Annotated in this window: 24 protein-coding genes and 2 pseudogenes; 12 read left to right on the top strand and 14 right to left on the bottom strand. The window is 72.4% G+C overall.

The window, feature by feature from the left end; genetic code table 11:
* Positions 1–246: 246 nt before the first annotated feature.
* The 8 genes and pseudogenes from NMN56_RS04870 to NMN56_RS04835 all read right to left on the bottom strand — a co-directional run.
* A pseudogene (locus NMN56_RS04870) lies at positions 247–537 on the bottom strand (type 2 periplasmic-binding domain-containing protein); the annotation flags it as partial.
* Positions 538–574: 37 nt separating this feature from the next.
* Positions 575–1,762 carry a 4-hydroxybenzoate 3-monooxygenase gene (locus NMN56_RS04865; RefSeq protein WP_274039123.1) on the bottom strand — a complete coding sequence of 396 codons (1,188 nt, stop codon included), beginning with the start codon at positions 1,760–1,762 and terminating at the stop codon, positions 575–577.
* Positions 1,762–1,947 carry a hypothetical protein gene (locus NMN56_RS43215; protein ID WP_430542469.1) on the bottom strand — a complete coding sequence of 62 codons (186 nt, stop codon included), beginning with the start codon at positions 1,945–1,947 and terminating at the stop codon, positions 1,762–1,764. Before NMN56_RS43215 ends, NMN56_RS04865 begins: the two co-directional genes overlap by 1 nt.
* Positions 1,944–3,380, bottom strand: a complete 1,437-nt coding sequence (gene pcaB, locus NMN56_RS04855) for a 3-carboxy-cis,cis-muconate cycloisomerase (RefSeq protein ID WP_274039122.1) — start codon at positions 3,378–3,380, stop codon at positions 1,944–1,946. Before pcaB ends, NMN56_RS43215 begins: the two co-directional genes overlap by 4 nt.
* A 136-nt stretch (positions 3,381–3,516) precedes the next feature.
* Positions 3,517–4,119 (bottom strand): annotated as a pseudogene (gene pcaG / locus NMN56_RS04850) (protocatechuate 3,4-dioxygenase subunit alpha); the annotation flags it as partial.
* A 44-nt stretch (positions 4,120–4,163) separates the two neighbouring features.
* Complete coding sequence (gene pcaH, locus NMN56_RS04845; protein WP_274039121.1) at positions 4,164–5,096, bottom strand: protocatechuate 3,4-dioxygenase subunit beta; 933 nt, start codon at positions 5,094–5,096, stop codon at positions 4,164–4,166.
* 72 nt (positions 5,097–5,168) lie between these two features.
* Entirely contained in the window at positions 5,169–5,795 is a 627-nt protein-coding gene (locus NMN56_RS04840; protein ID WP_274039120.1) for a CoA transferase subunit B, read from the bottom strand.
* Positions 5,795–6,562 (bottom strand): CoA transferase subunit A, encoded by a 768-nt coding sequence (locus NMN56_RS04835; RefSeq protein ID WP_274039119.1) that lies wholly within the window; start codon positions 6,560–6,562, stop codon positions 5,795–5,797. The genes NMN56_RS04840 and NMN56_RS04835 overlap by 1 nt, the downstream gene beginning before the upstream one ends.
* Before the next feature lie 203 nt (positions 6,563–6,765).
* On the opposite strand from NMN56_RS04835, the gene NMN56_RS04830 reads away from it, so the two are divergent.
* The gene (locus NMN56_RS04830; RefSeq protein WP_274039118.1) at positions 6,766–8,595 is read left to right on the top strand and encodes an IclR family transcriptional regulator domain-containing protein; all 1,830 of its coding nucleotides are present in this window, start codon (positions 6,766–6,768) and stop codon (positions 8,593–8,595) included.
* Positions 8,596–8,885: 290 nt separating this feature from the next.
* Here the strand turns inward: NMN56_RS04830 and NMN56_RS04825 are convergent, their stop codons facing one another.
* Positions 8,886–9,788 (bottom strand): aminoglycoside phosphotransferase family protein, encoded by a 903-nt coding sequence (locus tag NMN56_RS04825; RefSeq protein WP_274039117.1) that lies wholly within the window; start codon positions 9,786–9,788, stop codon positions 8,886–8,888.
* A 152-nt stretch (positions 9,789–9,940) separates the two neighbouring features.
* Positions 9,941–10,813, bottom strand: coding sequence for a ketopantoate reductase family protein (locus NMN56_RS04820; RefSeq protein WP_274039116.1), 873 nt, complete (start codon positions 10,811–10,813; stop codon positions 9,941–9,943).
* 65 nt (positions 10,814–10,878) lie between these two features.
* Between NMN56_RS04820 and NMN56_RS04815 the strand changes: the two genes are divergently transcribed.
* The 4 genes from NMN56_RS04815 to NMN56_RS04800 all read left to right on the top strand — a co-directional run bounded on the left by NMN56_RS04815 (position 10,879) and on the right by NMN56_RS04800 (position 14,246).
* Complete coding sequence (locus tag NMN56_RS04815) at positions 10,879–11,250, top strand: hypothetical protein (RefSeq protein WP_274039115.1); 372 nt, start codon at positions 10,879–10,881, stop codon at positions 11,248–11,250.
* Positions 11,247–11,513: an Atu4866 domain-containing protein gene (locus NMN56_RS04810; RefSeq protein ID WP_274039114.1), complete on the top strand. Its 267-nt coding sequence runs from the start codon at positions 11,247–11,249 to the stop codon at positions 11,511–11,513. The genes NMN56_RS04815 and NMN56_RS04810 overlap by 4 nt, the downstream gene beginning before the upstream one ends.
* Positions 11,510–12,244 carry an SDR family oxidoreductase gene (locus NMN56_RS04805; RefSeq protein WP_274039113.1) on the top strand — a complete coding sequence of 245 codons (735 nt, stop codon included), beginning with the start codon at positions 11,510–11,512 and terminating at the stop codon, positions 12,242–12,244. The genes NMN56_RS04810 and NMN56_RS04805 overlap by 4 nt, the downstream gene beginning before the upstream one ends.
* Before the next feature lie 343 nt (positions 12,245–12,587).
* Positions 12,588–14,246, top strand: a complete 1,659-nt coding sequence (locus NMN56_RS04800) for a catalase (protein WP_274039112.1) — start codon at positions 12,588–12,590, stop codon at positions 14,244–14,246.
* Between the two features lie 340 nt (positions 14,247–14,586).
* Here NMN56_RS04800 and NMN56_RS04795 read toward each other — a convergent pair whose 3' ends face one another.
* Positions 14,587–15,240, bottom strand: coding sequence for a phosphoribosyltransferase (locus tag NMN56_RS04795; protein WP_274039111.1), 654 nt, complete (start codon positions 15,238–15,240; stop codon positions 14,587–14,589).
* Positions 15,241–15,666: 426 nt separating this feature from the next.
* Between NMN56_RS04795 and NMN56_RS04790 the strand changes: the two genes are divergently transcribed.
* The gene (locus NMN56_RS04790) at positions 15,667–15,861 is read left to right on the top strand and encodes a DUF2795 domain-containing protein (protein ID WP_274039368.1); all 195 of its coding nucleotides are present in this window, start codon (positions 15,667–15,669) and stop codon (positions 15,859–15,861) included.
* 517 nt (positions 15,862–16,378) lie between these two features.
* The gene (locus tag NMN56_RS04785) at positions 16,379–17,434 is read left to right on the top strand and encodes an acyl-CoA dehydrogenase family protein (RefSeq protein WP_274039110.1); all 1,056 of its coding nucleotides are present in this window, start codon (positions 16,379–16,381) and stop codon (positions 17,432–17,434) included.
* A 75-nt stretch (positions 17,435–17,509) separates the two neighbouring features.
* On the opposite strand, the gene NMN56_RS04780 is transcribed toward NMN56_RS04785, so the two are convergent.
* Positions 17,510–18,109, bottom strand: a complete 600-nt coding sequence (locus tag NMN56_RS04780) for a hypothetical protein (RefSeq protein ID WP_274039109.1) — start codon at positions 18,107–18,109, stop codon at positions 17,510–17,512.
* A 212-nt stretch (positions 18,110–18,321) separates the two neighbouring features.
* On the opposite strand from NMN56_RS04780, the gene NMN56_RS04775 reads away from it, so the two are divergent.
* The 3 genes from NMN56_RS04775 to NMN56_RS04765 all read left to right on the top strand — a co-directional run bounded on the left by NMN56_RS04775 (position 18,322) and on the right by NMN56_RS04765 (position 20,836).
* Positions 18,322–18,549, top strand: coding sequence for a hypothetical protein (locus NMN56_RS04775; protein WP_274039108.1), 228 nt, complete (start codon positions 18,322–18,324; stop codon positions 18,547–18,549).
* Between the two features lie 118 nt (positions 18,550–18,667).
* Positions 18,668–19,006, top strand: coding sequence for an MFS transporter (locus NMN56_RS04770; protein ID WP_274039107.1), 339 nt, complete (start codon positions 18,668–18,670; stop codon positions 19,004–19,006).
* A gap of 663 nt (positions 19,007–19,669) precedes the next feature.
* Positions 19,670–20,836: an RICIN domain-containing protein gene (locus NMN56_RS04765; protein WP_274039106.1), complete on the top strand. Its 1,167-nt coding sequence runs from the start codon at positions 19,670–19,672 to the stop codon at positions 20,834–20,836.
* Positions 20,837–21,002: 166 nt separating this feature from the next.
* On the opposite strand, the gene NMN56_RS04760 is transcribed toward NMN56_RS04765, so the two are convergent.
* On the bottom strand, positions 21,003–22,457 hold the full coding sequence (locus NMN56_RS04760) for an amidohydrolase family protein (RefSeq protein WP_274039105.1): 1,455 nt from the start codon (positions 22,455–22,457) through the stop codon (positions 21,003–21,005).
* Between the two features lie 413 nt (positions 22,458–22,870).
* On the opposite strand from NMN56_RS04760, the gene NMN56_RS04755 reads away from it, so the two are divergent.
* Positions 22,871–23,416, top strand: coding sequence for a GNAT family N-acetyltransferase (locus tag NMN56_RS04755; RefSeq protein WP_274039104.1), 546 nt, complete (start codon positions 22,871–22,873; stop codon positions 23,414–23,416).
* A 99-nt stretch (positions 23,417–23,515) separates the two neighbouring features.
* On the opposite strand, the gene NMN56_RS04750 is transcribed toward NMN56_RS04755, so the two are convergent.
* Complete coding sequence (locus tag NMN56_RS04750; RefSeq protein ID WP_274039366.1) at positions 23,516–24,439, bottom strand: LysR family transcriptional regulator; 924 nt, start codon at positions 24,437–24,439, stop codon at positions 23,516–23,518.
* Between the two features lie 250 nt (positions 24,440–24,689).
* On the opposite strand from NMN56_RS04750, the gene NMN56_RS04745 reads away from it, so the two are divergent.
* Positions 24,690–26,282, top strand: a complete 1,593-nt coding sequence (locus tag NMN56_RS04745) for an MFS transporter (protein WP_274039103.1) — start codon at positions 24,690–24,692, stop codon at positions 26,280–26,282.
* Positions 26,283–26,317 lie beyond the last annotated feature (35 nt).

Below are 26,317 nucleotides of genomic sequence, written 5' to 3'. Positions count from 1 at the left end.
CAGGGCGGCGGAGGCAGGGGCAGGGCGGCACTCCCGCGGTCGGCGCTCCGCTGCCGAGGCGCGCAGCGCCTTGTCCTTCAGGCACGGCAGCGCGGGCATGGAGCGGGCGATCCGGCCGGGACCGCCCGTGCCTGTGCCGTGCCTGTGCCCTGCCTGTTCCGTGCCCGTGCCGTGCCTGTTCCGTGGAGCGCGAGGCGCGTACGGCGCCCGCCGTGCGCGCGATGCGGGGCGGGTGCGCGTGGTGCGTCACCGGTCTGGTGCCGCCGCGCCAGCGGGGGCGCCGACCCGGGCTCCTACGCGTGCGACCGTTTCTCTGAGCCAGATGTGGGCCGCGTCCTGGGTGTACACGGGGTGCCACCACATCGCCTCCTGCACCGGCACAGCGGCGAAGGGGCAGTCGAGTACGCGTACGGCGGCCAGTCCCGCGATCCGGTGGGCCAGGCGTTCCTGGATCATCGCCACGCGGCGGGTGCCCTCCACCAGGTAGGGCAGCAACTGGAAGTTCTGCACGGACACTTCGACGCGTGCCCGCTCGCCGGCCCGCCCGCTCACCAGTCCCACCGCGACGCCCACGTCACCGTGCGGGGAGCGGCAACCCCGTGTAGTTCTCGGCGAGTTCGGCCGCCGCGTGCGGTGAACTGGCCACGCGGTCCAGCTGCGAGAGCTGGAGGCGGGTCTCGAACGGGTCCTGGCCGGGTGCGCTGTGCAGTGTCGTCGTCATGAAGTACGAGAAGTGCTCGGCACGCCAGACGCGCCGCAGACACGTGTCCGAGTAGCCGTTCAGCAGCGTGTCGGAACCCGTCCGCTGCCGGTGGGCCAGGGCGCGGGCGAGGACGATCACGTCGGCCGCTGCCAGGTTGAGCCCCTTGGCGCCTGTCGGGGGCACGATGTGCGCGGCGTCCCCCGCCAGGAACACGTTCCCGTACCGCATCGGTTCGATGACGTGGCTGCGCATCGGCAGCACCGACTTGGATGTCACGGGGCCGCGCGCCAGCTTCCAGCCGGGGTCGGCGTCGAGTGCGAACCGGGTGTCCAGCTCGTCCCAGATCCGCTCGTCGGGCCAGTCGTCCGGGTCCGTGCCGTTCGGCACCTGGAGGTAGAGCCGGCTGACCGTCGGGGAGCGCATGCTGGCGAGCGCGAAGCCTCGCGAGGAGTGCGCGTAGATCAACTCGTCGTACACCGGCGGGGCTTCGGCGAGGATGCCGAGCCAGGAGTACGGATACGTACGCGCGTAGGTGGTGCGCTCAGCTGCGGGCATCACGTCACGGGACACCCCGTGGAAGCCGTCGCAGCCCACGACGTAATCGCAGGTCAACTCCTGTTCGCGGCCCTCGTGCCGGAAGTGGACCACCGGGCTGCCGCCGGCCGCACCGGCGATCCCGGTCGCCTCGGCCTCGAACAGCAGCGGGCCGCCCTCCGCGAGCTGGAGCGCGATGAGGTCGGTGACCACCTCCGTCTGCGCATAGACCCGCACCCTGCGCCCACCGGTGAGGGCCGGGAAGTCGAGGCGGTGCGCGCGGCGGTCGAAGCGCAGTTCGATGCCGTCGTGCGGGATGCCCTCGCGGTCCATCCGCTCCCCCGCACCGGCCGCACGCAGCGCGTCCACGGTGGCCTGTTCCAGGATTCCGGCGCGCTGCCGCTGCTCGGCGTAGGACCGCGTGCGGCGCTCCAGCACCACGCTGTCGACACCCTCCCGGTGCAGCAGTCTGGCCAGCAGCAGACCGGCGGGTCCGCCGCCGATGATGCCCACGGTGGTACGCATCAGCTCTCCCCTTCCGCGCCCGTGGGCGCTCCCGGTACGGCGCCCGCCGCGCCGCCGGGTTCCAGATGTGTACGCGGCGCTTCGAGCACGGCCCGCTCCCACCACGGTTGGGGTTCGCCGAAGCGGGCCGAGGTGCACAGCAGCGCCAGCGAGGTCACCCGGCGGGGGTGGTGCGCGGCGGTCATGGGGCGTCCCCGGTGTTCGCGTGGGGCCCGTGCGGGCGGCGGGTGTCCTGGTCACGCCGGGTCGGCCACGCTCCGTAGGTGCGGCGCAGGGCGCGGTCCACGAGGGCGGGTGCGGCGCCGAGGTGGTGCGCCGGGTCGGCGAGTGCGGCGAGCACGTCAGGGGGCAGCCGCGACCTCACCTCCGGGTCGCCGAACAGGTCGGTGCCGTTCCGCGCGGCACGCAGCGAAGCCCCGGTGACCAGGTCACGGGCCGCAGCGCGCCCCAACTCGGGCTCCAGGGCCGCGAGAAGGCGGTCGCTCAGCACCAGCCCGCCCGTCAGATCGAGGTTCGCGCGCATCCGCCCGGGGTGTACCACCAGCCCGCCGCAGAGCCGGGCAGCCGCCGAAGCGGCGCCACCCGTCAGGCGCAGCGCCTCACGCAGCGGCTGCCATTCGGCGTGCCAGGCACCGGCGGGGCGTTCGTCCTCCGCCGCCAGGGAACCCAGCAACATCGAGGCGAGCGCGGGCAGTTGACGGGCGGCGGAGGCGATGAGGGCCGCCTGCGCGGGGTTGCGCTTGTGCGGCATGGCGGAGGAGCCGCCGACTGCGCCCTCCGCCACCTCGCCGATCTCGGTACGGGAGAGCACCAGCACGTCCGCCGCGAGCTTTCCCAGCGCCCCCGTCGCGTGTGCCAGCGCCGTTCCCAGGTCGGCGACCGGGGTGCGCAGTACGTGCCAGGGCAGCTCGGGTTCGGCGAGGCCGAGCTGCCGCGCGAAGGCGGCGACCAGCGCGGGCCCGCCGTCCCCATAGGCGGCCAAGGTGCCCGCCGCGCCGCCGAGTTGGGCCGGCAGCCCGGACCGCACCCGGGCGAGCGCGGCGTGTGCGTCCAGGACGAGGGCACGCCAGCCGGCCGCCTTGAGGCCGAAGGTGGTGGGTACGGCGTGCTGGGTGAGGGTGCGGCCGGGCATGGGCGTGTCCCGGTGCGCCGCGGCGAGCGCGCCGAGGGTGTCCGCGGTGCGCTCCAGGTCGGCTGCGACCGTGTCGAGCACCCGCGCCGAGACGAGCATCAGCGCACTGTCCAGGATGTCCTGGCTGGTGGCGCCCCGGTGGACGAACTCGGCGTGCTGCGGGGCCCGTTCGGCTACCAGGGCGGTGAGGTCGGCCACCAGCGGGATCACCGGATTGCCGCCTGTACGGGCGCGCAGCGCGAGGTCCCGCGCGTCGAAGTGGCCGGCGCCGGCGACCTCGGTGACGGTCTCGCCCGCCGCCGGGTCCAGCGCGCGGGCGAGCGCGGCCTCAGCGTCCAGGAGCGCCTGGAGTACCGCCCGGTCGTCCGTGTGCGCCTCCGCTTCGCTGCCCGCGCGTACCGGCGCGAGCAGTCCCACGTCCGTCGGCCGGTGGGCCCCGGCATCATGGGCGGTGGTCGTGGAAGGCGTGTGACTCGTCGGATCCATCGAGTTCATCGAATCCATCGAATTCGTCTCAGCCGTCGGACCCGTGGAGGCCGTCGAGTCCGTCGAGCCCGTCGGATTGCTCGGGCCCATCGGACCCATCGGGTGATTCGGACTCATCGGACTCATCGGTTCCATCGAAGACAAGGAAGACCGTCTCCTTCCCACCCTGGAAATGGATGTCGAAGTGATACAGGCCCGGTTCCACGGGCACGGCGAGCAGCGTGCGTCGCCGCTCCTCGGGAAGCGCGGCGAGCAACGGGTCGTCCGGCGGCGGCGCGCCAACGTACACGCGCGTGAACAGGTGGTGCGTCAGCCCGCGCGCGAAGACGCACACCGACACGTATCCCCGCTCGGGCGGCGGCGGCAGCGTACGCAGCACCCAGCCTCCGTCCGCGTCGGTGGGCACGCGCCCGAAGCCGGTGAAGTCGACGCCGTTGCGCCCGGCGAAGCCCCCGGTCACCGGGTCCCTGCGGAGCGACCCTGGGCGTCCCGGGCCCTGCCAGAACTCCAGCAGCGCGTCGGGGACGGGTTCCCCCGCACCGTCGCGCACCGTTCCGTGCAGGGTGATGGCGCCGGGGTGTCCCACGGGCGCGACCTGCCCGCCGCCGGGGAACGGGAGGGCGTACCCGTAGAAGGGGCCGACGGTCTGCGAGGGCGTGGGCGGCAACTCCCGCCCCTGCGCCGGGATCCGCGGCTGATTCGCACGGTGCCGCGTATGGCCCGGCGCATGGCCCGGCATACGGTTCGGCGCACGGTCTGTGGGCTGGTCATCTGGCGGCGGCTTCACCGTTCCTCCTCCGGGTCGGTCGGCGTCGCTGACGGGCCGTCGAGCACGATGTCCCAGCGGTAGCCGAGGGCCCACTCCGGTGTGGACAGCGCGTGGTCGTACGCGGCGACGAGCCGGTCGCGTGCCCGCTGGTCGGTGACGGACTGAAGGATCGGGTCGTAAGGGAACAGCGGGTCGCCGGGGAAGTACATCTGGGTCACCAGGCGCTGCGCGAACGCGGTGCCGAACAGCGAGAAGTGGATGTGCGCCGGCCGCCAGGCGTTGACGTGGTTGCGCCACGGATAGGCGCCGGGCCTGACGGTGGTGAAGGTGTAGCGCCCCTCGTCGTCGGTGAGGCAGCGGCCCACGCCGGTGAAGTGCGGGTCGAGCGGCGCCGGGTGCTGGTCACGCTGGTGTGCGTACCTGCCGGAGGCGTTGGCCTGCCAGATCTCGACGAGCTGGCCGCGTACGGGCCGCCCGGTGCGCTCCAGGACCCGGCCCGTGACGGTGATCCGCTCGCCCAGCGGCTCGCCCGCGTGCTGCCGGGTCAAGTCCGCGTCCAGCGCGGTCACATCGGTGGCCCCGAAGACCGGACCGCTCAGCTCCATGGCCTCCGGGTCCCCGCTCACCGGTACGAGCTGATGGCGGGGATGGCGCAGTGCGCTGCTGCGGTACGGGGCGAAGTCGCGCGGCGGATGGTGCCGTTGTACGCCGTCCGGGGCCGCCGCTTCGGCCGCCGCGTGTCCGGCGGCGATCTCCTCGGAGATCCGTTCCTGTGTGGGCGTCGCGTCCTGTTTGGGAGTCCCGCCCTGCGGCGGAGCCGCGTCCTGCGGCGGAGCCGCGTCCTGTGCCGGATCCGCGTCGTGTGCCGGATCCGCGTCGTGTGCCGGATCCGCGTCGTGTGCCGGATCCGCGTCGTGTGCCGGATCCGCGTCGTGTGCGAGTGTCATCGAATCCCTCACCTCTCCAAGACCGGGGTGCGTACGGCGTCCACGCGGTGGACGTTCAGGAGGCGGCTGTGTTCACGAGAGGGCGGCTCCTGTCTTCTCCCGTACGTCGTCGCGGGTCACGCCGGGGGCCGTCTCGACGAGCCTGAACCCGTCGGCCGTCACGTCGAGCACACCCAGGTCGGTGATGACGCGGTGCACGCAACGGGTGCCGGTGAGCGGAAGCGTGCACGCCTCGACGAGCTTCGGGGCGCCGTCCCCCGTGGTGTGGCCGGTCAGTGCGATGACCCGGCGGGCGCCGTGCACGAGGTCCATCGCACCTCCCATACCCTTGACCATCTTTCCGGGCACGGCCCAGTTGGCCAGGTCGCCCCGCGCGGAGACCTGCATGGCGCCCAGCACCGCGACGTCGATGTGCCCGCCGCGGATCATGCCGAAGGAGAGCGCTGAATCGAAGTACGCGGCACCCGGCAGCACCGTGACCGTCTCCTTGCCCGCGTTGATCAGGTCCGGGTCGCCCTCGCCCTCGTACGGATACGGTCCGACGCCGAGGACGCCGTTCTCCGAGTGCAGCACCACGTCCACGCCGGGCGGCAGGAATCCGGGGACCCTGGTGGGCAGTCCGATGCCGAGGTTGACGTAACTGCCGTCGGTCAGCTCGGCCGCCACCCGGGCCGCCATCTCGTCGCGTGTCCAGGCCATCAGCGCGGCCCCGCCTCTCGGACCGTCAGCTTCTCGACGCGCTTGGCCGCCGCCTGCGCGGGGGTGAGCGGCACGACACGCTGCACGAAAGCGCCCGGCACGTGCACCGCGTCAGGGTCGATTGCGCCGGGCGGCACCAGTTCCTCGACCTCGGCGATGGTCACCCGGCCCGCCATCGCCGCGAGCGGGTTGAAGTTACGTGCCGCCTTGTTCAGGACGAGGTTGCCGTGCCGGTCACCGCGTGCGGCGCGGACGAGCGCGAAGTCCGTGCCGATGCCGTGTTCCAGTACGTGGTCACGGCCGGCGAACGTACGGACCTCCTTGGCCGGCGAGGCCACCGCGACCGTGCCGTCGGGGGCGTAGCGCCAGGGCAGCCCGCCGTCGGCGACCTGGCTGCCGACACCGGCCGGGGTGAAGAAGGCGGGGATGCCGCAGCCACCGGAGCGCAGCCGCTCGGCGAGCGTGCCCTGCGGCACGAGTTCGACCTCCAGTTCCCCACCGAGGTACTGCCGCGCGAACTCCTTGTTCTCTCCGATGTACGAACAGGTGACCCGGGCGATACGCCCTGCCGCCAGCAGGACGCCGAGGCCGCCGCCGTCGACGCCGCAGTTGTTGGAGACCACGCCGAGGCCCCGTGCTCCGCTCGCGTGCACGGCGTCGATCAGCACGTTCGGCACTCCGCTCAGCCCGAAGCCGCCCACCGCGAGCGTGGCGCCGTCCGGAATGTCACCGACCGCGCGGACCGCTGACTCCTCGACCTTGTCCATGGAAGCCGGCTCCCCTTCCTCGGTGTTCGCCAGGTGAACTAGAGTTCGCTCCCGATCCGCGCAGATTCTGTGCCGGCCCGGCACACCTGTCAACGCCTCGGGAGGGCCCGTTGCCGACCACCGGCCCACCTACCGGGGCCACTTCGCCCGAGGCCGAGGCCGGGCCCGAGGCCGAGGACGGGCCCACTTCCGAGGACGGGCCCATGTCCGCATCCGAGCCCAAGTGCACGTCCAAGTGCACGTCCACGTCCACGTCCACGTCCACGTCCACGTCCACGTCCACGTCCACGTCCACGTCCACGTCCACGTCCACCGGGATCGTCGGGCCTCTGGTGCGGGGGATCGCCGTGCTGCGGGCGCTCAGTGACGCGGGCGGCCGGATGAGCCTCAGCGAACTCGCCCGCACCACCGGGCTCGCACGCTCCACCGTCGACCGGATCGCCGGGACGCTCGCGTGCATGGAGTACGTACGCCTGCACGGCAACGAGGCGCGGCTCGCCCCCCGGCTGGCTGAGCTGGGCAACGCCTACCTCGCCGCGCTCGAACTCCCGGACGTGCTGCGCCCGTTGGCGCAACGGCTGGCGGAGGAGCTGGACGAGTCGGTGTCCCTGGCCGTCCCCGACGGTGACGGCATCCGCTTCGTGCACCAGACCACCCGCAGGCGCGCGATGTCCCTCACCTTCCGCATAGGCGACCTGCTGCCCGCCGAACGGACAGCGCCGGGGCCGCTGTTCGCCACCACCTGGACGGAATCCGACTGGGCCCGATGGCGCGCACGCAGGGCCGCCGACCCCGACGACCGCGGCTTCCCTGCCGTGCCTCCGCCGCCACCGCCAGGCGGCATCGACACCGGCGGTGACCTGGGCGCGAGCGACTTCGAGGAGCGTACGGCGCACGCCGCCGAGCGGGGGTGGGCGCTGGACGACCAGCGGATCGAACCCGGCCTGGTCGCGCTCGCCGCACCGGTACACGGCCCCGACGGACACACGGTCTGCGCGGTGAGCGTCGTCAGCCACACCAGCCGGCACAGCGCCGAAGGACTGCGCAGGGCCGTCATGCGCCCGCTGCGGAAGACGGTGGCCGCAATGGAGGACGCGGTCCGGCAGCACAGCGCGGCGGAAACGGCGACGGGTTGGGCGGGGATGCCGAGGGCAACGGCGGGGGCAACGGCAACAGCGGGGGCGACGGAGCGGCGAGGCCACCCGCCGGACGGACTGGCCCGCTGGACCACGGCCTCGAAGCACGCGCTCGGCGCCGGCTTCGTGGAGTCGCTGGCACGTGGACTGGCCGTCCTGGGCGCCTTCGGCGAGGGGCACGCCGAGCGCACCCTCAGCGCCGTCGCCGAGGCAACCGGTCTCCCGCGTGCCACAGCCCGTCGGGCCCTGCTGACGCTGGAGCACCTCGGCCATGTCACCGCGCACGGACGGCTCTTCCGGCTCACCCCGCGCGTGCTGGGGCTCGGCCACCCGCCGCTCTCCCGCACCTCGCTGCCCGAGATCGCCGTTCCACACATGGCCCAACTGGTGGGCCACGTACACGACTCGGCCTCTCTCGCCGTCCTGGACGGGGACGACATCCGCTACACAGCCCGTATCGCCACCGAACGCGTCATGAGCGTCAACATCACCCTCGGCACCCGTTTCCCCGCCTACGCCACCTCGATGGGACGCGTCCTGCTCGCCGACCGTCCGGCCGAGGAGCGCAGCGGCATGCTGGCCCGCGTCGCCCCGCGCCCCCTGACCCCGCACACGCTCACGGACCCCGCTCGCCTCGACGCGCTTCTCGTGCGCGTCGCGGAGGAGCAACATGCTCTGGTCGACGAGGAGTTGGAGGAGGGGCTGCGCTCGCTGGCCGTACCCGTACACGACCGTTCAGGCCGTACCGTCGCCGCGCTGAACGTGGCGATGCACACCAGCCGCCGCTCCCCCGCGGCCTGCCGCACCGAGCTGCTCCCGCGGCTCCGCGCCACCGCCGCCGCGATCGAGACGGACCTGCACACCGTGAGCCGCTTCAGCCATGTGCCGCCCGACTGACCGCGCGTGTGCCCGGCTCCGCCATGTGCCCGGTCCGCATGCCGTCCCTCGCGCCGCACACCATGACCAGGACGGCCGGGGCACCGCCCGGTCCGGAGTCGGGGACGCCTCGTGCGTGAAGCGGCACGCGGAGCGGCGCTCGACGGAGTACGAGCACACGGCAGAGTACGAGCACGCGGCGAGGTACGAGTACGCGGCGGAGGCCCAACGGCGGTGCGCGTGCCGGGACTTCGCGGGTCGGCGGGGGGTGCCGGGAGCCCCGCGGCCGGACGAGATGCGCCGCTCCGTGCCTACGTCGAACCACCTCTCTGGACACGATCGAGCGCTGCCCGGCCCGCCGGGCCCCATGCCGGCTTGCCGCCGGGAAGGCCCCGGTCGCCGTTCTGGCCCATCAGCATGAGGAACAGGCTCTTCAGGACGGCCAGCCCGCGGGCACGCCGGATCGTCGCCCCGTCCACCTGCGCGTATACGTCGAAGAAGCGTGCGGCGGCGCCCGCGGGAAGGATCACCCATGCGCCCGCGAGGTCCCACGCCGGGTCACCGGCGCACATGTCACCGAAGTCGATCACGCCTGAGAGCGTCCCGCCCGAGACAAGGACATTCGCGGGTTGAAGGTCACCGTGCACCCATACCGGCGGGCCCTCCCACCCGGGGGCCGCGACGGCGTCGTCCCAGACGGCCCGGACCTCGGCGGCGATGCCGCCGGGGACGACGGCGTGGAAGAAGTGGTCGAAGCCGTCCGTGTACTGCTTGGGATGACCGCCGCGGTCCGAACTGGTAGGCGCATCGGCGGGCGCCTCCACGTGGAGCGCTCTGAGGAAGCCCGCCAGAGTGTCGGCCGCGTGGTCGCCCCGGCTGATCGAGGTGTGGTCCAGTGGCTCCCCGTGCACCCACGTCATGATGGTCCAGGGCCTCGGGAAGCGCGCGGACGGTTCGCCGATCCGTACGGGGCTGGGAACCGGAAGCGGCAGGCGCGGGGCCAGGACGGGCAGCCACCGGCACTCCTTGCGCAGAAGGTCCGGGGCACCTTCTGTACGCGGCATGCGCACGGCCAACTCGTCCCCAAGGCGCCACATGTGGTTGCCCCACCCACCCGCCACCTCGCTCAAGGCCAGCCGTGCCAGGTCCGGATGCTGCTCCCGCAGCAGGTAATGGACCAGGTCAGCGGTGATCTCGATCTCGGAGTCGGTCATACGACACGACGTTACTAGGGCCGCATCAACCAGCGTTCGCCCTGTAGCGCCGCGCTGAAGGACGTGGCCGCAAGAGACGTAGCCGCAAGAGGGGAGACAACCACGCCAACTCCGAAGGCCGGACGTTCCATCGCCACCGGGACGGTGGCGGCTCAGCAGGCTCCCGCAGGGGCACGGAGCTGTTCGGCCAGCCGCCCGAGTTCGGCCGCCGTGGCAGGCGAGGGGTGGTTGAGTCCGCTGTGCGCGGCCGTCGGGCTCTTCAGGAAGCGCCGGAGCACGGTCACCAGCAGACCTTGCGGCAGGGTCCGCAACGCGGCGAACGCGCGAGGTACCGGTGGCGTCGCCATGGCCGCGAGGTTCTGCCGCACGAGGTGGAGCATGCCGCGGACCGCGCCGGGGTCGGCGGCCAGCTCCACCGGGCCGCCCGCCGCATGCACCGCCTGCCCGAGCGGGACCTCGAACGCGGCGTGCGTCTTGAGCCAGGCATCCATGCGCGGTTCGGCCTTGGCATTGATCCCGGCGGCACGAAACGTCTCCACGATCCGTTCCAGCCGCGGAGTCGTACGGCCGTCGGGCTCGCCGATCGGCATCGCGACCCGGCGTGTCATGAAGTTGGTCCTGCGATAGCGGACCACATCGCCGTCCATCGTGCCGGCGGCCGTGGGGAAGCCGAGCAGCACCCGCCCGTGGCCGATCACCGCGCCCAACGGCTGCGCGCCGGCCGCCCAGTTGTGGAGGAAGAGCACGTCGCCTTCGAGGCCGGCGAGTGACTCCAGCACCGCGTCCACCTGGTGGGTGCGGACGAAGACGGTGATCAGGTCGTACCCGCCGTCCGGATGCTCGACCACCGGTACAGGTACCCGCCTGACATCTGGACTGTCTCCCTCGGCGAGCTGCACCCCGTGCCGGCGCAGAGCGGTCAGGCGCCCACCTCTGGCGAGGAGCGAGACGTCGTGACCGGCCTCATGCATGCGGGCGGCGAACAGGCTGCCGAGTACTCCGGCGCCGTACACGAGCAGCTTCATGGCCGACCTCTTCTCATGGTTGCTGAAGCATACGTGGGGCCTCCGACCCACCGGTCAGCGCACTGGTGGAGGCATTCGCGGGGCCGCTGTTCGACGAGATGCCGGCCGGCGACGAGGGCTGCGCCCGAACGTCCCGGCTGGTCGTGACGATCCTCAGCGACCCGGCCGAGGAGGTGCGCAGCTGGACCGGCCCGGCCGAGGACGCGGTCCGGTCCCGGTCCGGTCCGGTCCGGTCCGCGAGCGCTACCTCGCGGCCATACGCGCCGGCCGACAGGGTCCAGGCGCAGGGCTCGGGCGCAGGGCTCGGCCGCGGGGCCGGTGTGCTGCCTGGGTGCGGTGCACCCAGGCAGCACACATCCTGGTCGGCTGTCGGCAACCTGTCCAGACTCGGTCGGGCAGGACAGAACCGCACCTATGGACGAGGGGAGTCCGCATGACAGGGGATACGGAGAAGGGCCATGCCGGCGTGGTCGGCATGTGGGTCACCGCGGACGGTCACATCCGCCAGGAGTTGCGGGCGGACGGACGGTACGACGAGGCCCGCGGCAACCGGCGCAGCGCGTACACGGGTCGCTACACGGTGACTGGCAGCCACATCGATTACGTCGACGACTCCGGGTTCACCGCGACGGGCGACATCCGCTGCGGTGTGCTCTACCACGAGCACCTCGTGCTCCACCGAGAGGAAAAGCAGGCATGACAGACGCAGCCAAGGTCGTGGCGGTCACCGGAGCGAGCAGCGGGATCGGAGAGGCGACCGCCCGCCGGCTTGCCACCGATGGCCACCGCCTGCTCCTGGGAGCGCGGCGCACCGATCATCTCGAAGTGCTGACCAAGGAGATCACCGGCGCAGGCGGCACTGCGGCGTTCCAGCGGCTGGACGTCACGGATGCCGCCGATGTCCGGGCCTTCATGTCCGCCACCCGCGAGCGCTACGGCCGAGTCGATGTGGTGGTCAACAACGCCGGAGTGATGCCGCTCTCGCCGCTGGAAGCGCTCAAGACCGACGAGTGGGACCGGATGATTGACGTCAACGTGCGGGGGGTCCTGCACGGTATCGCCGCTGCCCTGCCCGCGATGCGCGCTCAGGGCGGCGGGCACTTCGTGAACATCGCCTCCGTCGGCGCATACGAGGTCTCTCCCACAGCCGCCGTCTACTGCGCGACCAAATTCGCCGTACGCGCGATCTCCGAAGGACTGCGCCAGGAGTCCACAGGGAACATCCGGGTCACCCTCGTCTCTCCCGGCGTGACCGAGTCGGAACTCGCCGACAGCATCTCCGACCCTGCTGCCAGGGAGGCCATGAAGACCTACCGCGCCGTGGCACTGCCCGCCTCCGCCATCGCGGAGGCCATTGCCTACGCCATCTCCCAGCCTTCGCAGGTCGACGTCAACGAAATCGTCGTCCGCCCCGCCGCAAGCGCCCAATGACCTGCGGCAGCGCCACACTTGTCGCACGCGGTAGCGTCGAGCACACCGGCACCGAGCTGCACAAAGTGGTCTCCACTCGCCTCGCGTCACACGGTCACCCCGGTGGCGCCGCGGCCCCTGACCCGGCGGCCCCGCGACCCCGCAGCCCCCGTCCCCGCGACCCCGTGCGCGAGGCCCGCCGGGCCCGTCCCGTTTCCCGTTCGGCGCAGTGGGGCCCGGCTGAGGTGACTGAACCGAACCGGTGAGTGGCTGCACTACCGGCGCCGAAATGGGTACCCCTGTCCGTTCCGAGCCCTCTGTGGGCCGGAACGAGCGGCATCGAGGCTGAAGGAAACCGAGACCAGTGACAGACGTGGCGAAACAGGGACCCGAGCCCGGCGACGACCGCCCGGTGCTCACCAACCGGCAGGGCCATCAGGTCTACGACAACCAGAACCAGCGGACGGTCGGCGCACGCGGGCCGGCCACGCTGGAGAACTACCAATTCCTGGAGAAGATCAGTCACTTCGACCGGGAGCGCATCCCCGAGCGCGTGGTCCACGCCCGCGGTGTGACCTCGTACGGCTTCTTCGAGAGCTACGGCACGTGGGGCGACGAGCCCATCGCCCGCCATACGCGCGCCAAGCTGTTCCAGGAACGCGGCAAGCGTACGGAGGTGGCCGTACGCTTCTCCACCGTCATCGGCGGCCGGGACTCCTCGGAGGCGGCACGTGACCCGCGCGGTTTCGCGGTGAAGTTCTACACCGAGGACGGCAACTGGGACCTGGTCGGCAACAACCTGGCGGTGTTCTTCATCCGGGACGCCATCAAGTTCCCCGACGTCATCCACGCACTCAAGCCCGATCCGGTGTCGCACGAGCAGAAGCCGGCCCGGATCTTCGACTTCATGTCGCAGACCCCCGAGTCGATGCACATGCTCGTCAACCTCTTCAGCCCGCGCGGAATCCCCGCCGACTACCGCCACATGCAGGGCTTCGGCGTCAACACCTACAAATGGGTGAACGAGGAGGGCAGGACCGTCCTGGTCAAGTACCACTGGGTGCCCAAGCAGGGCGTGCGCAGCATGACCGAGGAGGACGCCGCCGCCGTCCAGGCCGGGGAGCTGGGCCACGCGACCAAGGACCTCTACGAGGCGATCCGGCGCGGCGACCACCCCGAGTGGGAGCTGCTCGTCCAGATGATGGACGACCACGAGCACCCCGAGCTGGACTTCGACCCGCTGGACGACACGAAGACCTGGCCGGAACAGGAGTTCCCGCCCAGGCCGGTGGGCCGCATGGTCCTGGACCGTACGGTCGACAACTACTTCGCCGAGAACGAGCAGATCTCCTTCGGCACCGGCGTCCTCGTCGACGGCCTGGACTTCTCCGACGACAAAATGCTGGTCGGACGGACCTTCTCCTACAGCGACACCCAGCGCTACCGCGTCGGCCCCAACTACCTCCAACTGCCCGTCAACCGCGCCAAGAACGCCACCGTGCACACCAACCAGCGCGACGGTCTGATGGCGTATGAGCAGGACCAGCGCGCGGAGAGTCCCGAGGTCAACTACGAACCCTCGGTCACCGGAGGTGTGCGCGAGGGCGAGTACCCGACCCACGACGAGCAGGGCCCCGAACTCCTGGGCCGGCTCACCCGCAAACGCATCCCCCGTACCAACGACTACCTCCAGGCGGGCCAGCGCTACTGCCTCATGGAGGACTGGGAACGCGACGACCTGGTGAAGAATTTCGTCGACCTCATCTCCCAGACCGACCGGGCGGTGCGGGAGCGGATGGTGTGGCACTTCCTGCTGGTCGAGAACGACCTCGGCCTGCGGGTCGGTGAGGGCCTCGGCATCGGCCCGCGCGACGTCGCCCATCTGGAGCCGCTGCCCAACCAGGTCCTCACGGACGAGGACCGCAAGCGTCTCGCGAACCTCGGGAACAACCCGCCACGTGACGTCTCGGGCCTCACCATGACCCACTGCGTCCCCGACGAACGGCACGTCGCCACAGGCTGACGGCGCGCCGTGCGCGGCTGGGCCGGTGGGCCGGTGGGGCCAGTGGCGCCAGTAGGGCCGGTGGGCCAGTGAACTGGTGAGCCGGTGAACTGGTGGGCCGGTCACGCGCGGACGAGGCCCACGTCCGGACCGCCGTGGCCCCCCGGCCCGCCTGGTCTCCGACCGGATAGCGGTCGGGCCGGGCGGGCCCGGGGAGCGAGAGAGGAGGGCAGGGGAGGGGAGGGGAGGCCGAGCGGGCGGGCGAGGGGACGGCCGGGCAGGCAGGCCAAGCCGCCAGACAGGGTGTCCGGCAGGCAGGGTGTCCGGCGCCGACTCCCGCCGACTCCCGGCGGCTCCCGTGTCAGGTCGCCGGATGGAGTTCCCGCAGTGCCTCCAGTACCTCCTGGTCGGAGACCTGCGCGAAGTCGTCGTACCACTGGCCCACCGACATCAGGGCCTGCGGCTGGTGCAGGCAGACGACGTCGGCGCCCTCCTCCCGCAGCCCTTCGACCACGTCGGGATCGCCGACGGGAACGGCGAGCACGAGCCGTACGGGGTCCTGGCGGAGCACGTGGCGGACGGCTGCGCGAGCGGTCATGCCCGTGGCCAGTCCGTCGTCGACCAGCAGAACGGAACGCCCGTGGGCATGGGGTGCCGGCCGCCCCTCGCGGTAGGCGTCCTCCCGCCTGCGCAGCTCCGTACGCTCACGCTCCACCGTCGGCCCGAATGTGTGCTCGTCCAGGTGGAGGGCTGCCATGTGCCCGGTGTCGAACAGGGGCGGGTCCTCATCGACGAGCGCGCCGATACCGACCTCCGGGGAACCCGGAACGCCGATCTTACGGACCGTGAGTACATCCAGCGGCACGTGGAGTGCCCGGGCGACCTCCGCACCGACGGGAACGCCCCCTCGGGGCAGCGCGAGCACGAGCGCGCCGGTGAGATCGCCGCTGCCCGCCCACTCAAGAAGCCGGACGGCGAGTTCCTGGCCGGCTTGCCGGCGGTTGTCGAATCGCAAGGCGCTGCTCCTCTCCTGAGTGCCCGGCACCGCACAGGGCGGCCCCTCGCGCCGGGGTTGGCGCCCGCGCACCGTGTGGTGGCACGTCACGGGCGACGGGTCGCCCGGCGCCGACCCGCGGCCGTGGCCGTGGCCGTGGGCCCGCAGAGGCACCGTTGTCCCGCCGGGACGGGACAGGACGGGCCGACGAGCGCCCGCCGCCTCTCCCCCGGCGCCCCGACATGTCAGTCATCGGGGGTTCGGCCGCCCGGGTACCCCGCTGACCCCCCTGGCACACAGAGCCACGCCCGAGGCCCACGGACACGCACCGCCACGTACCGCCACGTACCGCCGCAGGCCGGACAGCCGGCGCGCGCATCGGCGCTCCCGGAGGGGGTACCGGGCAGGCGTCCGACCCAGAATCCGCGTGTGCCCACAGGAGGCGTCATGGCAAGCATCAGCCCGATTGACCTGCAGAAGGCGTTGGAGGGCGCCGACTACCCCGCCAGCCGGGACGACCTGGTGGCACTGGCCAGAAACAACGGCGCGAACGACGGCCTGGTCGACAAGCTCGCGCATGCGGACATGGACCGGTTCGACGGGCCCAACGACGTGCAGTCGGCGGTCTTCATCACCGAGTAACCCCGCGTCGCCCAGTCCCCGCGTCGCTCCAGCCCCGCACGCCCCGGTACGTGCGGGGCTGGAACGACTCGCCCAACACCCGGGCGCCACCCGCGAGTTCGGCCGGAGCGAGGACCTACCTGTCCGGCGAGAACGAGACGCCCGGCGCTGCCGAACGCACGCCGCGACGGCCAGAAATCACCGCAGCGTGCGGCCCCCGCGCGTCAACGGCCGCCCACCGTCTCGGCGTTGCGGCGCGGCGGCGCGGCGCCGGGGGCCGCCGCACGGCGGCATGACGACGTTGGGCGTAGGGACGTAGGGGCGCGGCGGCATAGCAGCGTCATGACGTGGGCGGATATGAGGCGGGGGCGCTATGCCGTGGGGGCGCTATGACATGACGTGGCGGCGTTGCGGACGGACGCGGGCCTGGACGATACGGAGATCCTGGACCTTCCATGCCGTCGCCGTCTTCGCCCGGGCCGGCCGCCTGATGCTCGCTCCGGGCGAGCCCCGTTCCCTCTCCAAGGAGCCCCGCAGCATGACCGCCACGCTCGACCACCCCCTCGTCGAAGCGGCCCACCGGCTGGCCGACGACGTACTCTCCCCCGCCGCCGAGGCGCACGACCGCGAGGGCGTCACGCCCGAGGCGATCGCCGCCGTCAAGGCGTCGGGCGTGCTCGGAGCCAACGCCCCTGCCGCATACGGGGGTTCGGAGGCTCCGGCACCGGTCGGGCGGGAGATCGCCGAGGTACTGGCGGGCGCCTGCTGCTCGACGTTCTTCGTGCAGGCCCAGCACCACACCCCGGTACGCACGCTGGTCGCGGGCAGGGAAGCCGCACGCGAACGCTGGCTCAGGCAGCTGAGCGACGGCACGGTGCTCGCCGGGGTCGCCTTCTCGCACCTGCGTGCCTACCCGAGGCTGCCCGTGCGGGCGACCCGGGTGCCGGGCGGCTGGCGCTTCGACGGACGGGTGCCCTGGTACACCGGCTGGGGCCTCAACGACCTGTTCGTACTGGGCGGCGCGACGGAGGACGGCGAGGTGGTCTTCGCCGTCGCCGACGCCGTCGAGCAGCCGGGTCTCACTCCCACGCCCCCGCTCCAACTCGCCGCGCTCACAGGGGCACGTACGGTCGGCCTCCTGCTCGACGGCCTGGTACTGCCCGACGACGCGGTGGCCCTCCACCTGCCGCACGAGCGCTGGGCGACGGACGACCGCCCCAAGAACACCAACACCAACCCCGCCGTCTTCGGCGTCGCCCGCGCGGCCCTCGCCCTTCTCGACACGTCGGACGACGGCGAGGCGAAGGGGACGGCCGACGACCTGCGCGCCCGCCTCGACGCCGCGCGCCGCGACGCCTACGCACTGGTCGACGAGGTCCCGCCGGCCGAACGCCTCGACGACAGGCTGGCCGTAAAGACCCGCGCCTACGACCTGATGCGCGCCGCCACCACCGCCGCCGTCGTCGCGGGCGGCGGCCGTGCCTTCGGCCTCTCCCACCCGGCCCAACGCCTCGCTCGCGAGGGCCTGTTCCTCGTCGTCCAGGGCCAGACGGCCGAGGTGCGCACGGCCCATCTACGGGCCCTGCGCACCTGACCGGGACCGGCGGAAAGCCCGGCCGCACCCGGGCGGATCACGTCTGCGGCTCGCCTCTGCGGCCCATGGCTACGACTACGGCGCCACGTCGCAGGGGCACGGACGGTATTCCAGGCCGAGTTCGCTGTCCACGGCGTCGCTGGTACGGAGAGCAGCGGCGCTGACCGCCTCCCAGGAGCCGTACTTGGCGTGGAGCTGGTCCGCCGTCGGACCCAGCGGGTTGCCGTACTTGGCGACGTTGCGCTCCTCCAACCGCCTGACCTGCTCAGGGGACATCCCGGCCCGGGTGACGTCCTTGGCGTCGTTGCGCATCTGCACCAGCCGCCGGGCGATCGCCTTGTCCGAATGTCCCTCCCGGCGCATGGCGCACTGGGTCCGGTCCATGTCGCCGATCAGCTCGTGGTAACGCATCCGGATCGCGCGGGACTCCTCGCGCTCCTCGGGCGTCTCACTCCGGATCGTGCAGACGACCTTCTCCGGACTGGTGCACGTGCCCTGGCTGGGTGGCGCCTGCGACAGCGGGGCCACGACGACCGAACGCCCGCACTCAGCGGGCGCGCAGGAGGAACCCAGCTGCTGCGCATGCGCGGTTCCGACTGTGGAGAACAGCACCGGCGCGGCCAGGAACACGAACAGCGCGCGGCGGAGCACTACGGAAAGAAAACTTCGCGACATGGCCCGCATCCTGGCCACGGCCCGCCCGCGAAGGGCCGGGATCAGCCCGGATTACCTCCTACGAGTGCGACCGGGCAGGACTCGGAACACACAGGCGTTCGCCGTCCGGAACGCGGTGAGAGGACTTCTCGTTGAACAGCCGGTCGCCTCGGCACCCGTGCCGGCCCGCCTCCCTTCCTGAACGCACTCAAGGAAGGGACGCCGCACCGACCATGCGGGACAACAATCGGCGGACGATCGAGGAAGACGTCACGCACGAGGACGGGCAAGGGCAGGAGCAGGGGCACGGGCATCCGCACCGCTGGCCGGCCATCCTGGTGATGCTGCTTGCGGTCTTCATGGAGCTGCTGCTGCCGTACTGCCATGGACGGTCGGCGTCCCGGTCGGGGCGACCGTGGCCTCGGCACTGCTCGTGCCGCGCTTCGGGCGGCGCACGCTGACCGCGGGCGCCGCCATGATGGCGGCGGGCTTCGCGGGACTCGCCCTGATGGTGCAGGGCTCCGAGTACGGGCTGCGGCCTGGCACACGGCCCTCGTCTTCCTGCCGGCGGGCGCCGGCATGGGGCTGGTCGTCGCGCCGCTGCTCCAGTTCGCGCCGGCGCGGGTACCGGTGAGTGACGCCGGCTCGGCCTCCGGTGTCCTCACCTCGGTGCAGCAGATCGGCGCCGGCGCCGGCATCGCCGTGATGGGCGTCGTCTTCTTCGCCCTCCTCCGCGGCCGGGACCACGGCAGCGGCCCGCCGTTCCCGTACGCGATGGCGATGACCTCGACGGTCGCCACCGCGGTGACAGCGCTCGCAGGGGCGGCGACCTGCCTCCTGCCCCGCCGACCGGGCCAGGGCCCTGCGCCAACGGCCGGGCAGGAGACGGAACCTGCGGGGCCGCCCGGCAAGGTGTAGTGCCTACGGACCCTGCTGCCCGGTCAGCCCCGGCCTGGCTCTGCCCGCGCCATGGGCTTCCGGCGGCGCCCGTTCCGCTGGGCGCGGACTCCGACAGGACGGACTCGGACAGGTGTGCCCCAGTCCCCCGGCCGGGGCACACGTCTCAGCGGGGACTCAGCACCCGTACTCGCTGCCGCCGTCGGTGAGGTTCTCGCTGTAGACCCAGCCGGAGGCGCCAGTACTGCGGACCCCGTCACGTAAGTCACACGATTACTGATGACAACTCCTGTTCGTTGGGCGTCCGTTGGGTGCTCGTTGGGTGGCTAAGTCCGACACCGTCGGTCGGCCCCGTGTCGGACCGGCGGCGCGAACCGGACCGGATGAACCGGATCGGACCGGATCGGCTCAGTGGATCGGATCGGATCAGCGGATCGGGTGGCTCTGACCGGATGGCCGGAAGGTCCGGACGGTCGGAAGGACCGGACGGGTCGGAAGGGCCGGACGAATCGGACCGGATCGCCATGAGCCTTGGGAGTACGGCCTGTTCCGGTCAACAGGGGATGGTTGTCCCGGACAGACCGATGCTGTCCGGCCTGGTCAGGGCCTCGTCCGGGCTCCGTGTCCGGGCTGCGGCGTAAATGCGTATTGCCGGTGGGCCGGGCCCTGCCAAGGATGACCGGCATGCGGAGACAGGACGATGCGGCACCCCAACGCGCCCGGAACGCGGACGAGTTCATCCGGTCCATGCGCCTCCTCAAGGCTCGGTCGGGCCTCACCTACCGGAAGCTGGAGGAACGGGCCGCCGAACGCGGCGACGTACTGGCACGCAGCACCCTCGCCGACGTACTCGGCGGTAAGACGGCGCCGGGGCCCGAACTGCTGACGGCCTTCGTTCGCGCCTGCGACGACGACGCCCGGCTCGCCGTGTGGCTGCGGGCCAGGGAACGGGCCGCCTCGTCCAGTAGCGAGGGCGTCGCCGTTGCGGACGCGGGTGCGGACGGGGACACGGGTGGGAACGGTGAGGCGGAGAGCGAGGCGGACAGCGATGCCGAGCCGCCGGACACGGCAGCGTCCCCGACCACCCGCCGCACCCGCCGCACCCGCCGCACCCGCCGCACCCGCGAAACCGAGCCTCACAGTGCGTGGGCCCGCGGTGCACGGGCCCGCGCCGTTGGACCGCGCGGCCTACGGGCTCGCGGCGCCGGGGCTCGCGGCGCCGGGCCCCGTGGCTTCTGGCCGCCGCGCGCTGTGGCCGTGTCGGTGGCGCTGGTTCTCGCCGCCGGTGTGGCAGCCGGGGCGCTCTGGGGCTTCGGTTCGGACGACCCACCGTCGCAGAAGATCAAAGTGGCCTCCGGCGTCACCTCCTCCGCACCCGGTACCCGTGACGGCGACAACGGCCTACCCGCCGGCTGGATACGCATCAGACCCGTCACCGCGCCCACGATGTGCCTGACCGACGGGCGCGTCGCGGACCGGCGCCACACCCCGCTGGTGGCCGTACAGCGCCCGTGCGACGAAGTGGCGCCGCAGGGAACCATGTTGGAGCCGCTGGACGACGGCGCCTACCGCATCCAGTGGCACCACCCCGACTACGGCAAGGGCTGCTTGAAGGCGCTCTCCGACGGGCCGGGCGCCGGGCTGCTGGAGCCGTGGGACGACTGCACGGCCGGGAGCCGGTTCCTGCTGGAACCCTCCGGCCCGCGCGAGAAGGGCCTGTACGTGCTCCGCGTCCAGGGGCAGGGCTGCGCGGGCATCAAGGACTCGGCGAAGGGCGCCGGCACCGAGGCGGTGATGGGCCGTTGCGTAGGCAAGGGCGGCCAGATCTTCCACGTCGAGCCGATGCCGTAGCCGCCAGGGGGCTCGCGTCCCCTCGGTGGCCCCGTAGCCCCGTAGCCCCATAGCCCGCAGCCCGCAGCCCGCAGTCCTGTGACCCCGTATCCCTGTGACCCCGTAGCCCTGTAACCCCGTGGGCCCAAATCCCTCGCGTTTCCCGGTAGTTGGGCACGCAGCCCCGCTACCTCCCCGGCGTCGGGTCGACGCGGTCGATGTCGGCGCGGCGTACGACCTCTCGCCCCACCTCGCCGGCCCGCCGCACCAGCGCCTTGCCGTCCCAGTGCGGGGGCCAGCCGTGCCACAGGCGCAGGCGGCCTGCGACCACGACGGCGGTGATCTGGTCGCGGTTGGCGAGGCGGACCAGTTCCCACTCCAGGTCCCAGGAGGGGGTGAGTTCGGGGACGTCGAGGTCGACGAGGAGGAAGTCCGCCGCCTTGCCGACGGCGATCTTGCCGGTGGTACGGCCCAGTCCCACGGCGTCGGCGCTGCCGGCCGTGGCGTGGTCGAGCCACAGCCGTCCGGCGCCGCAGACGGAGTCGCCGGTGTCGATGCCCGAGGTGAGGCGCTGCGCCGACTCGGCCGCGTCGATCATGCGGAAGCCGTCGCCGCGAGTGCCGTCGGTGCCGGTGCCGAAGCGGACACCGAGGGCCGCCATCATGGTGGCCTGTGCGACGGCGTTGCCCTTCCACGCGCTGGCGACCGGGTTGTAGCTGACGGCAGCGCCCGTGTCGGCGAGCAGCTTCAGTTCGTGCGGGGCGAGCAAGGTGGCGTGGGCCCCGAGGGTGTGCGGGCCGAGGGCGCCGACATGGTGCAGGTAGGCGAGGGGGCGCCTGCCGACGGACTTGAGGGAGCGCTCCACGGCGGCGAGGTGCTCATTGACGTGGGTCTGGAAGACGGCGCCCGCCTCTTCGCACATCCGCGCGGTGCGTCGGAGGACGCCGGCCGTGGCGTCCTCGGGGACGGGGACGGCCAGGGAGGGGTGGATGAGCGGGTGCCCGTTCCAGCGTTCGAGGTGTTCCCTGCCGCCTTTGCCGTCGGAAACGACCTTGCTCAGTACGCATCTGACACCCGCGTCCTCGGCGCCCTTGGCCACGACCTCGACGTCGACGGGCGCGCGGGTACCGGCGTCGGCGACGGTGGTGAAGCCGCCGCGCAGCGACTCCAGCGCCGCCAGCTTCGCCGCGAGGTAGGCGCTGTCCTCGTCGAGCGCGTGTTCAAGCGGCTCCCAGACCGACTTGAAGATCTCCGAGGGCTGCCCGAACGCCTGCGCCTTGCCGAAGCTCTGCGTCAGATGGTGGTGCGCGTCCACGAAACCCGGCATCAGCAGGTGGTGCTCAAGGCGGACGGGCTTGAGGTGCGGGTGGGCCGCTGTGAGCTTGGCGGCTGGGCCGATGTCACGGAAGACGCCCTTCTTGACGAGGACGGCGTGGCCCTTCACGACACCTTTGGGGAGCAGCACCCTGTCCGGTACGAGCAACAGCGCCTCGCCGTCGAACGCTTCGGGCCCGGGCTTCTTGCCCGACCCCTTGCCGGACTCCCGACCGGACTCCCTGTCGGACTCCTGGCCGGACTCCCTGCCCGGCCCCTTGTCCGAGTCCTCCCGGTCCCGGGTCACGGCCTGCGCGGGTGTGGCCATGGCAGCGCCCCCGAACAGGCCGGCGGCACCCGTGGCCCCGGCCCCGGCGAGAAACCTGCGACGACCGAAGTCCTCCCGGCCCGCCGAACCCGTCCCCTCCCGACCCGCTGAGGATGCCGACCCTTGAGCTGCCGACGAGGGCGGGTCCTGGCCCTCCGATGAGGGCGGATCCTGGCCCTCCGGCGCGGAACCCGTCCGGTCTGCCGTGACCAACGGCCGCCCGTCCGCCGCCGCGTGTGATCGCCGTACCGCCTCGTCGTCCGTCACCGCACACCCTCCGGCCGCTCTTCGATCTTCCGCCAAGAAGGCCCTGACCCTAGAGGAGCACCGATCACGGAACAAGACTTCCGGGATGCGGACAACGGCGGCGCCATGGAGGCCACATGGCCCCTGCACTGATCTAAAGTGCTCAGATGGCGAACGATTCCGATGAGACCCCGTACATCCGGCCGGCCGTGGCCTCGGACGCGGGACCCGTCCTCGCCATGATGGACGGCATCATGGACTGGCTGGTCTCCCAGGGCCGCACGGCCCAGTGGGGTACGGCGCACTGGTCGGCGACCCCGGCCCTCGTCGATTCCATCGACGGACGCATCGCCCGTGGCGAACTCCGCGTCGCGGTCGGGAACGGCGGCGACATCGCCGGGGGCATCTCACTCTCGCGCTCCCCCGGCCCGTACATCCAGCCGGCGGACGAGCCCGAACTGTTCATCAACTACCTGGCCACCTCCCGCCGTTACCAGGGCCGGAACATCGGCGGTGCGCTCCTCGGCGAGGCGCGCGCCGAGGCGCGTCGACGCGGTCTCGGCCTGCTCCGCGTCGACTGCTTCGCAGGCGACGACGGCCGCCTGAAGGACTGGTACGCGGGCCAGGGCTTCGAGGAGGTCGGACCGTTCACCGTCCGACGAGAGGGCAGGCCCGACTGGCCGGGCATGCTGTTCGCCCTGCGCCTGGGATAGGGCCGAACGCGGAGGAGGCCCGGCGTCCGCCTCCGGCGGCATCGCAGCGTCCGACGACCGTCCCCGGCGACATCGAGGTGCCGGGCGACCGCGCCCCGGTCAGCCGCCGTCAGGCTTCGGAAGCAGGCGGGCGGCGGTCGCGGTGATGGTGTCGACGGCCTGGGTGAGGGTGGGGATCTCCCGGGCGCCGAGGCGGGTGACGGACATGATGCGGCGGGCCGGCGCCGGCTCACCCCGCAGGGGGATGCGGGTCACGGGTGACTCCTGGCCCAGTTGCGCCAGGCGCGGGACGAGGATCACCCCGAAGCCGTGGGCCACCAGCGCCGTGCCGGTGGCCCACTCGTCCGCGTGGTGGGCGATATGGGGCGTGAAGCCCGCGCTCATGCAGGCCGCGAGGACCAGCTGGTGATACGTCGTGCCCGGGTGGCCCACGATCCACGGCTCCCCCGCGGCATCGGCGAGCGTGACCCTGCGCCGCCAGGACAGGGGGTGCCCCTGCGGCACGACCAGGTCCAACGGGTCGTCCAGCAGCGGCTGTTGGTCGAAGCGGCGGTCCGTCATGGGCGGCGAGTCCGCCGTGACGACCAGCAGCGCGAGGTCGGCCTCCTCCGAGAGCAGCAGGTCGAAGCAGCGGTCGGGCTCGGCTTCGATGATCCGCACCGTCAGGTGGGGGTGTGCGTCGCGCAGCCCCGCGGCGGCGGGCGGCAGCAGACGGCTGGCGGCGGTCGAGAAGCCGCACAACGTGACCTGCCCCGTGGGCTCGCTCCCGAGAGCGGCCAGTTCGGCGCGGGTGAGCTCCCACTGCTCCTGGACCCGTTCCGCGTGGCGCAACAGGATGTGGGCCGCGTTCGTCAGCCGGATCCCCCGCCCCTGGTGCGCCACCAGTTCCACGCCTGCCTCGGCGGCGAGCTGGCGCAACTGGTAGGAGACGGCGGACGGCGTGTAGTGCAGCGCCTGCGCGGCGGCGGTCACCGTGCCGTGCTCGGCGACCATCTGGAGTATGCGAAGCCGGGAGTCAATCATGCAAATAGTTTGAACGGTCAGCTCCAGAATTGTTTGATTCCCCTCGCGTTTTTTTGCGCGCACACTGACACACGTGACAGATCAACGTGTTTCTTCGGGGCGAAGCGCGTACTTGGGGCGAAGGGCTCACTCGGTACGAAGCGCGTACTCGACCCCCACCGTCTCGTTCCCTCCGGCCGTACGGTCCCGTCGGCGCACCCCCGCGGAGGGCCGCGCCGGCCGCCGTGCGGTGCGGACCGCCGGACTCCTCGTGGTGGTACTGACAGCGGGCGCCTATCTGCCCAGCCCGCTCTACCCCGACTACCAGCGTCTCTTCGGCTACGACGATCTGGTCATGACGCTGCTCTTCGCGACGTTCGCGCTGGTCAGCGGCCCGGCGCTGCTGCTGTGCGGCCCGGCGGCCGATGTCGTGGGCCACCGGCCCGTGCTGCGGCTGAGCGTGCTGCTCGCCGCCGTCGGCTCCTGCTGCTTCGCTCTCGCGACCAGCCCCGCCTGGCTCTTCGCCGGACGCGTCGGCCAAGCACTGGCGCTGGGAGCCGCGACGGGGGCCGCCCAAGCCCTCATCACCCGGCACCGCGGCGCGTCGGCCCGCGTCGGCGGACCGCTTCTCGCCAGCCTGGCCTTCGCCGCGGGCACAGCAGCCGGGCCTGCCGTCTCCGGCCTGCTCGCCCGATACGCCCCCGGGCCGCTCGTCACCCCCTATCTGCTGCACCTGGTCCTGCTGGCATGGGTGTGGATACGGCTGCACAGGACCGTGCCCGCACCTGCGCCGACGGCCACGGGTACGGGGTCAGCCACGGGTTCGCCCACGCGTACGGGGTCGGCCTCGCGTACAGGCGCAGGCACAGGCGCGGAGGCGGCGCGGCAACGGTGGCGCCCCGCCCGGCCGCACATCCCCTCCGCTGTCCGGACGCTCTTCCTCGTCGCGGGGCTCAACGGGTTCCTCGCCTGGGCCGTCGTGGGCATCTATCTCGCCCTCGTACCCGCTCTCCTCGGGCGGGCGCCGCACGGCGACAACCCGGCCGTGTCCGGAGGCGTGCTGGGAGCGGTCCTGGTCTGGTCGATGCTGGCGCAACTCGTCAGCGCGCGCCGCACCGCGCGCACGGCCCAGTGCCTCGGGGTCGCCGCGCTCATCGCGAGCCTGCTGCTGCTCGCCGCCACCGGCGCCACCTCCCTCCCGGCCACGCTCGGTTCGGCGCTGCTCGCCGGCACCGGCCACGGTCTCGCCTTCAGCGGCGCCGCCCGCGCGGTGGACGCGCGGACACCGCCCGGCCAGCGCGCCGGCATCGGCTCAGCGCTCTACCTCCTCTTCTACCTGGGGTCCGGAGTCCCGGCCGTCGCCGTCGGGCTGATGACCACCTGGATGCCGCTGACCAGCGCGGTGACCCGGCTGAGCTGGGCCGGCGCCGCCCTCGGAGCCGTCGCTCTGCTGGCGACCCTGCGCCTCACCGCCGCCGCACGCGGTGGAGGCGGACAGCGGCCACCCTCCGCCACGCGCGTCCAGAGTTGGATGCTCCAGGGACATCGCGCCACACGAACCGCGGGGCCATTCCCTGCCGTTCGGCCACGGGCCCGCGCCCGTACGGCAACACCTGTCGCCCCCGCCCCGGCGCCCGCCCGTCCCACGGCCCGCTCCACGACACCGGCACTCGGCCCTTCCGGCCCTCCCGATCCCGCCGGCCTCTCGGCACCTTTCCACACACACCGGCTGCCGCCGCCGGAACTGCGCGATCCCGCCGAGCCCGTACACCGGACGGCAGTACGTGACACCGGGTCACCGCATGCCGAGCGGGCCCAGCAGACCGAAGCCGACGCGCTCGGCCGGTTCCGGTCCCTCTCGTAAAGCCGCCCGCCCCCTCGCGACGTCACGGGATACCA

The sequence above is a fragment of the Streptomyces iconiensis genome (genome assembly GCF_028657195.3).
Lineage (GTDB): Bacteria > Actinomycetota > Actinomycetes > Streptomycetales > Streptomycetaceae > Streptomyces > Streptomyces iconiensis.
Note: the sequence above shows the minus strand (reverse complement) of the source record. Positions and strands in the feature narration are given on the sequence as shown.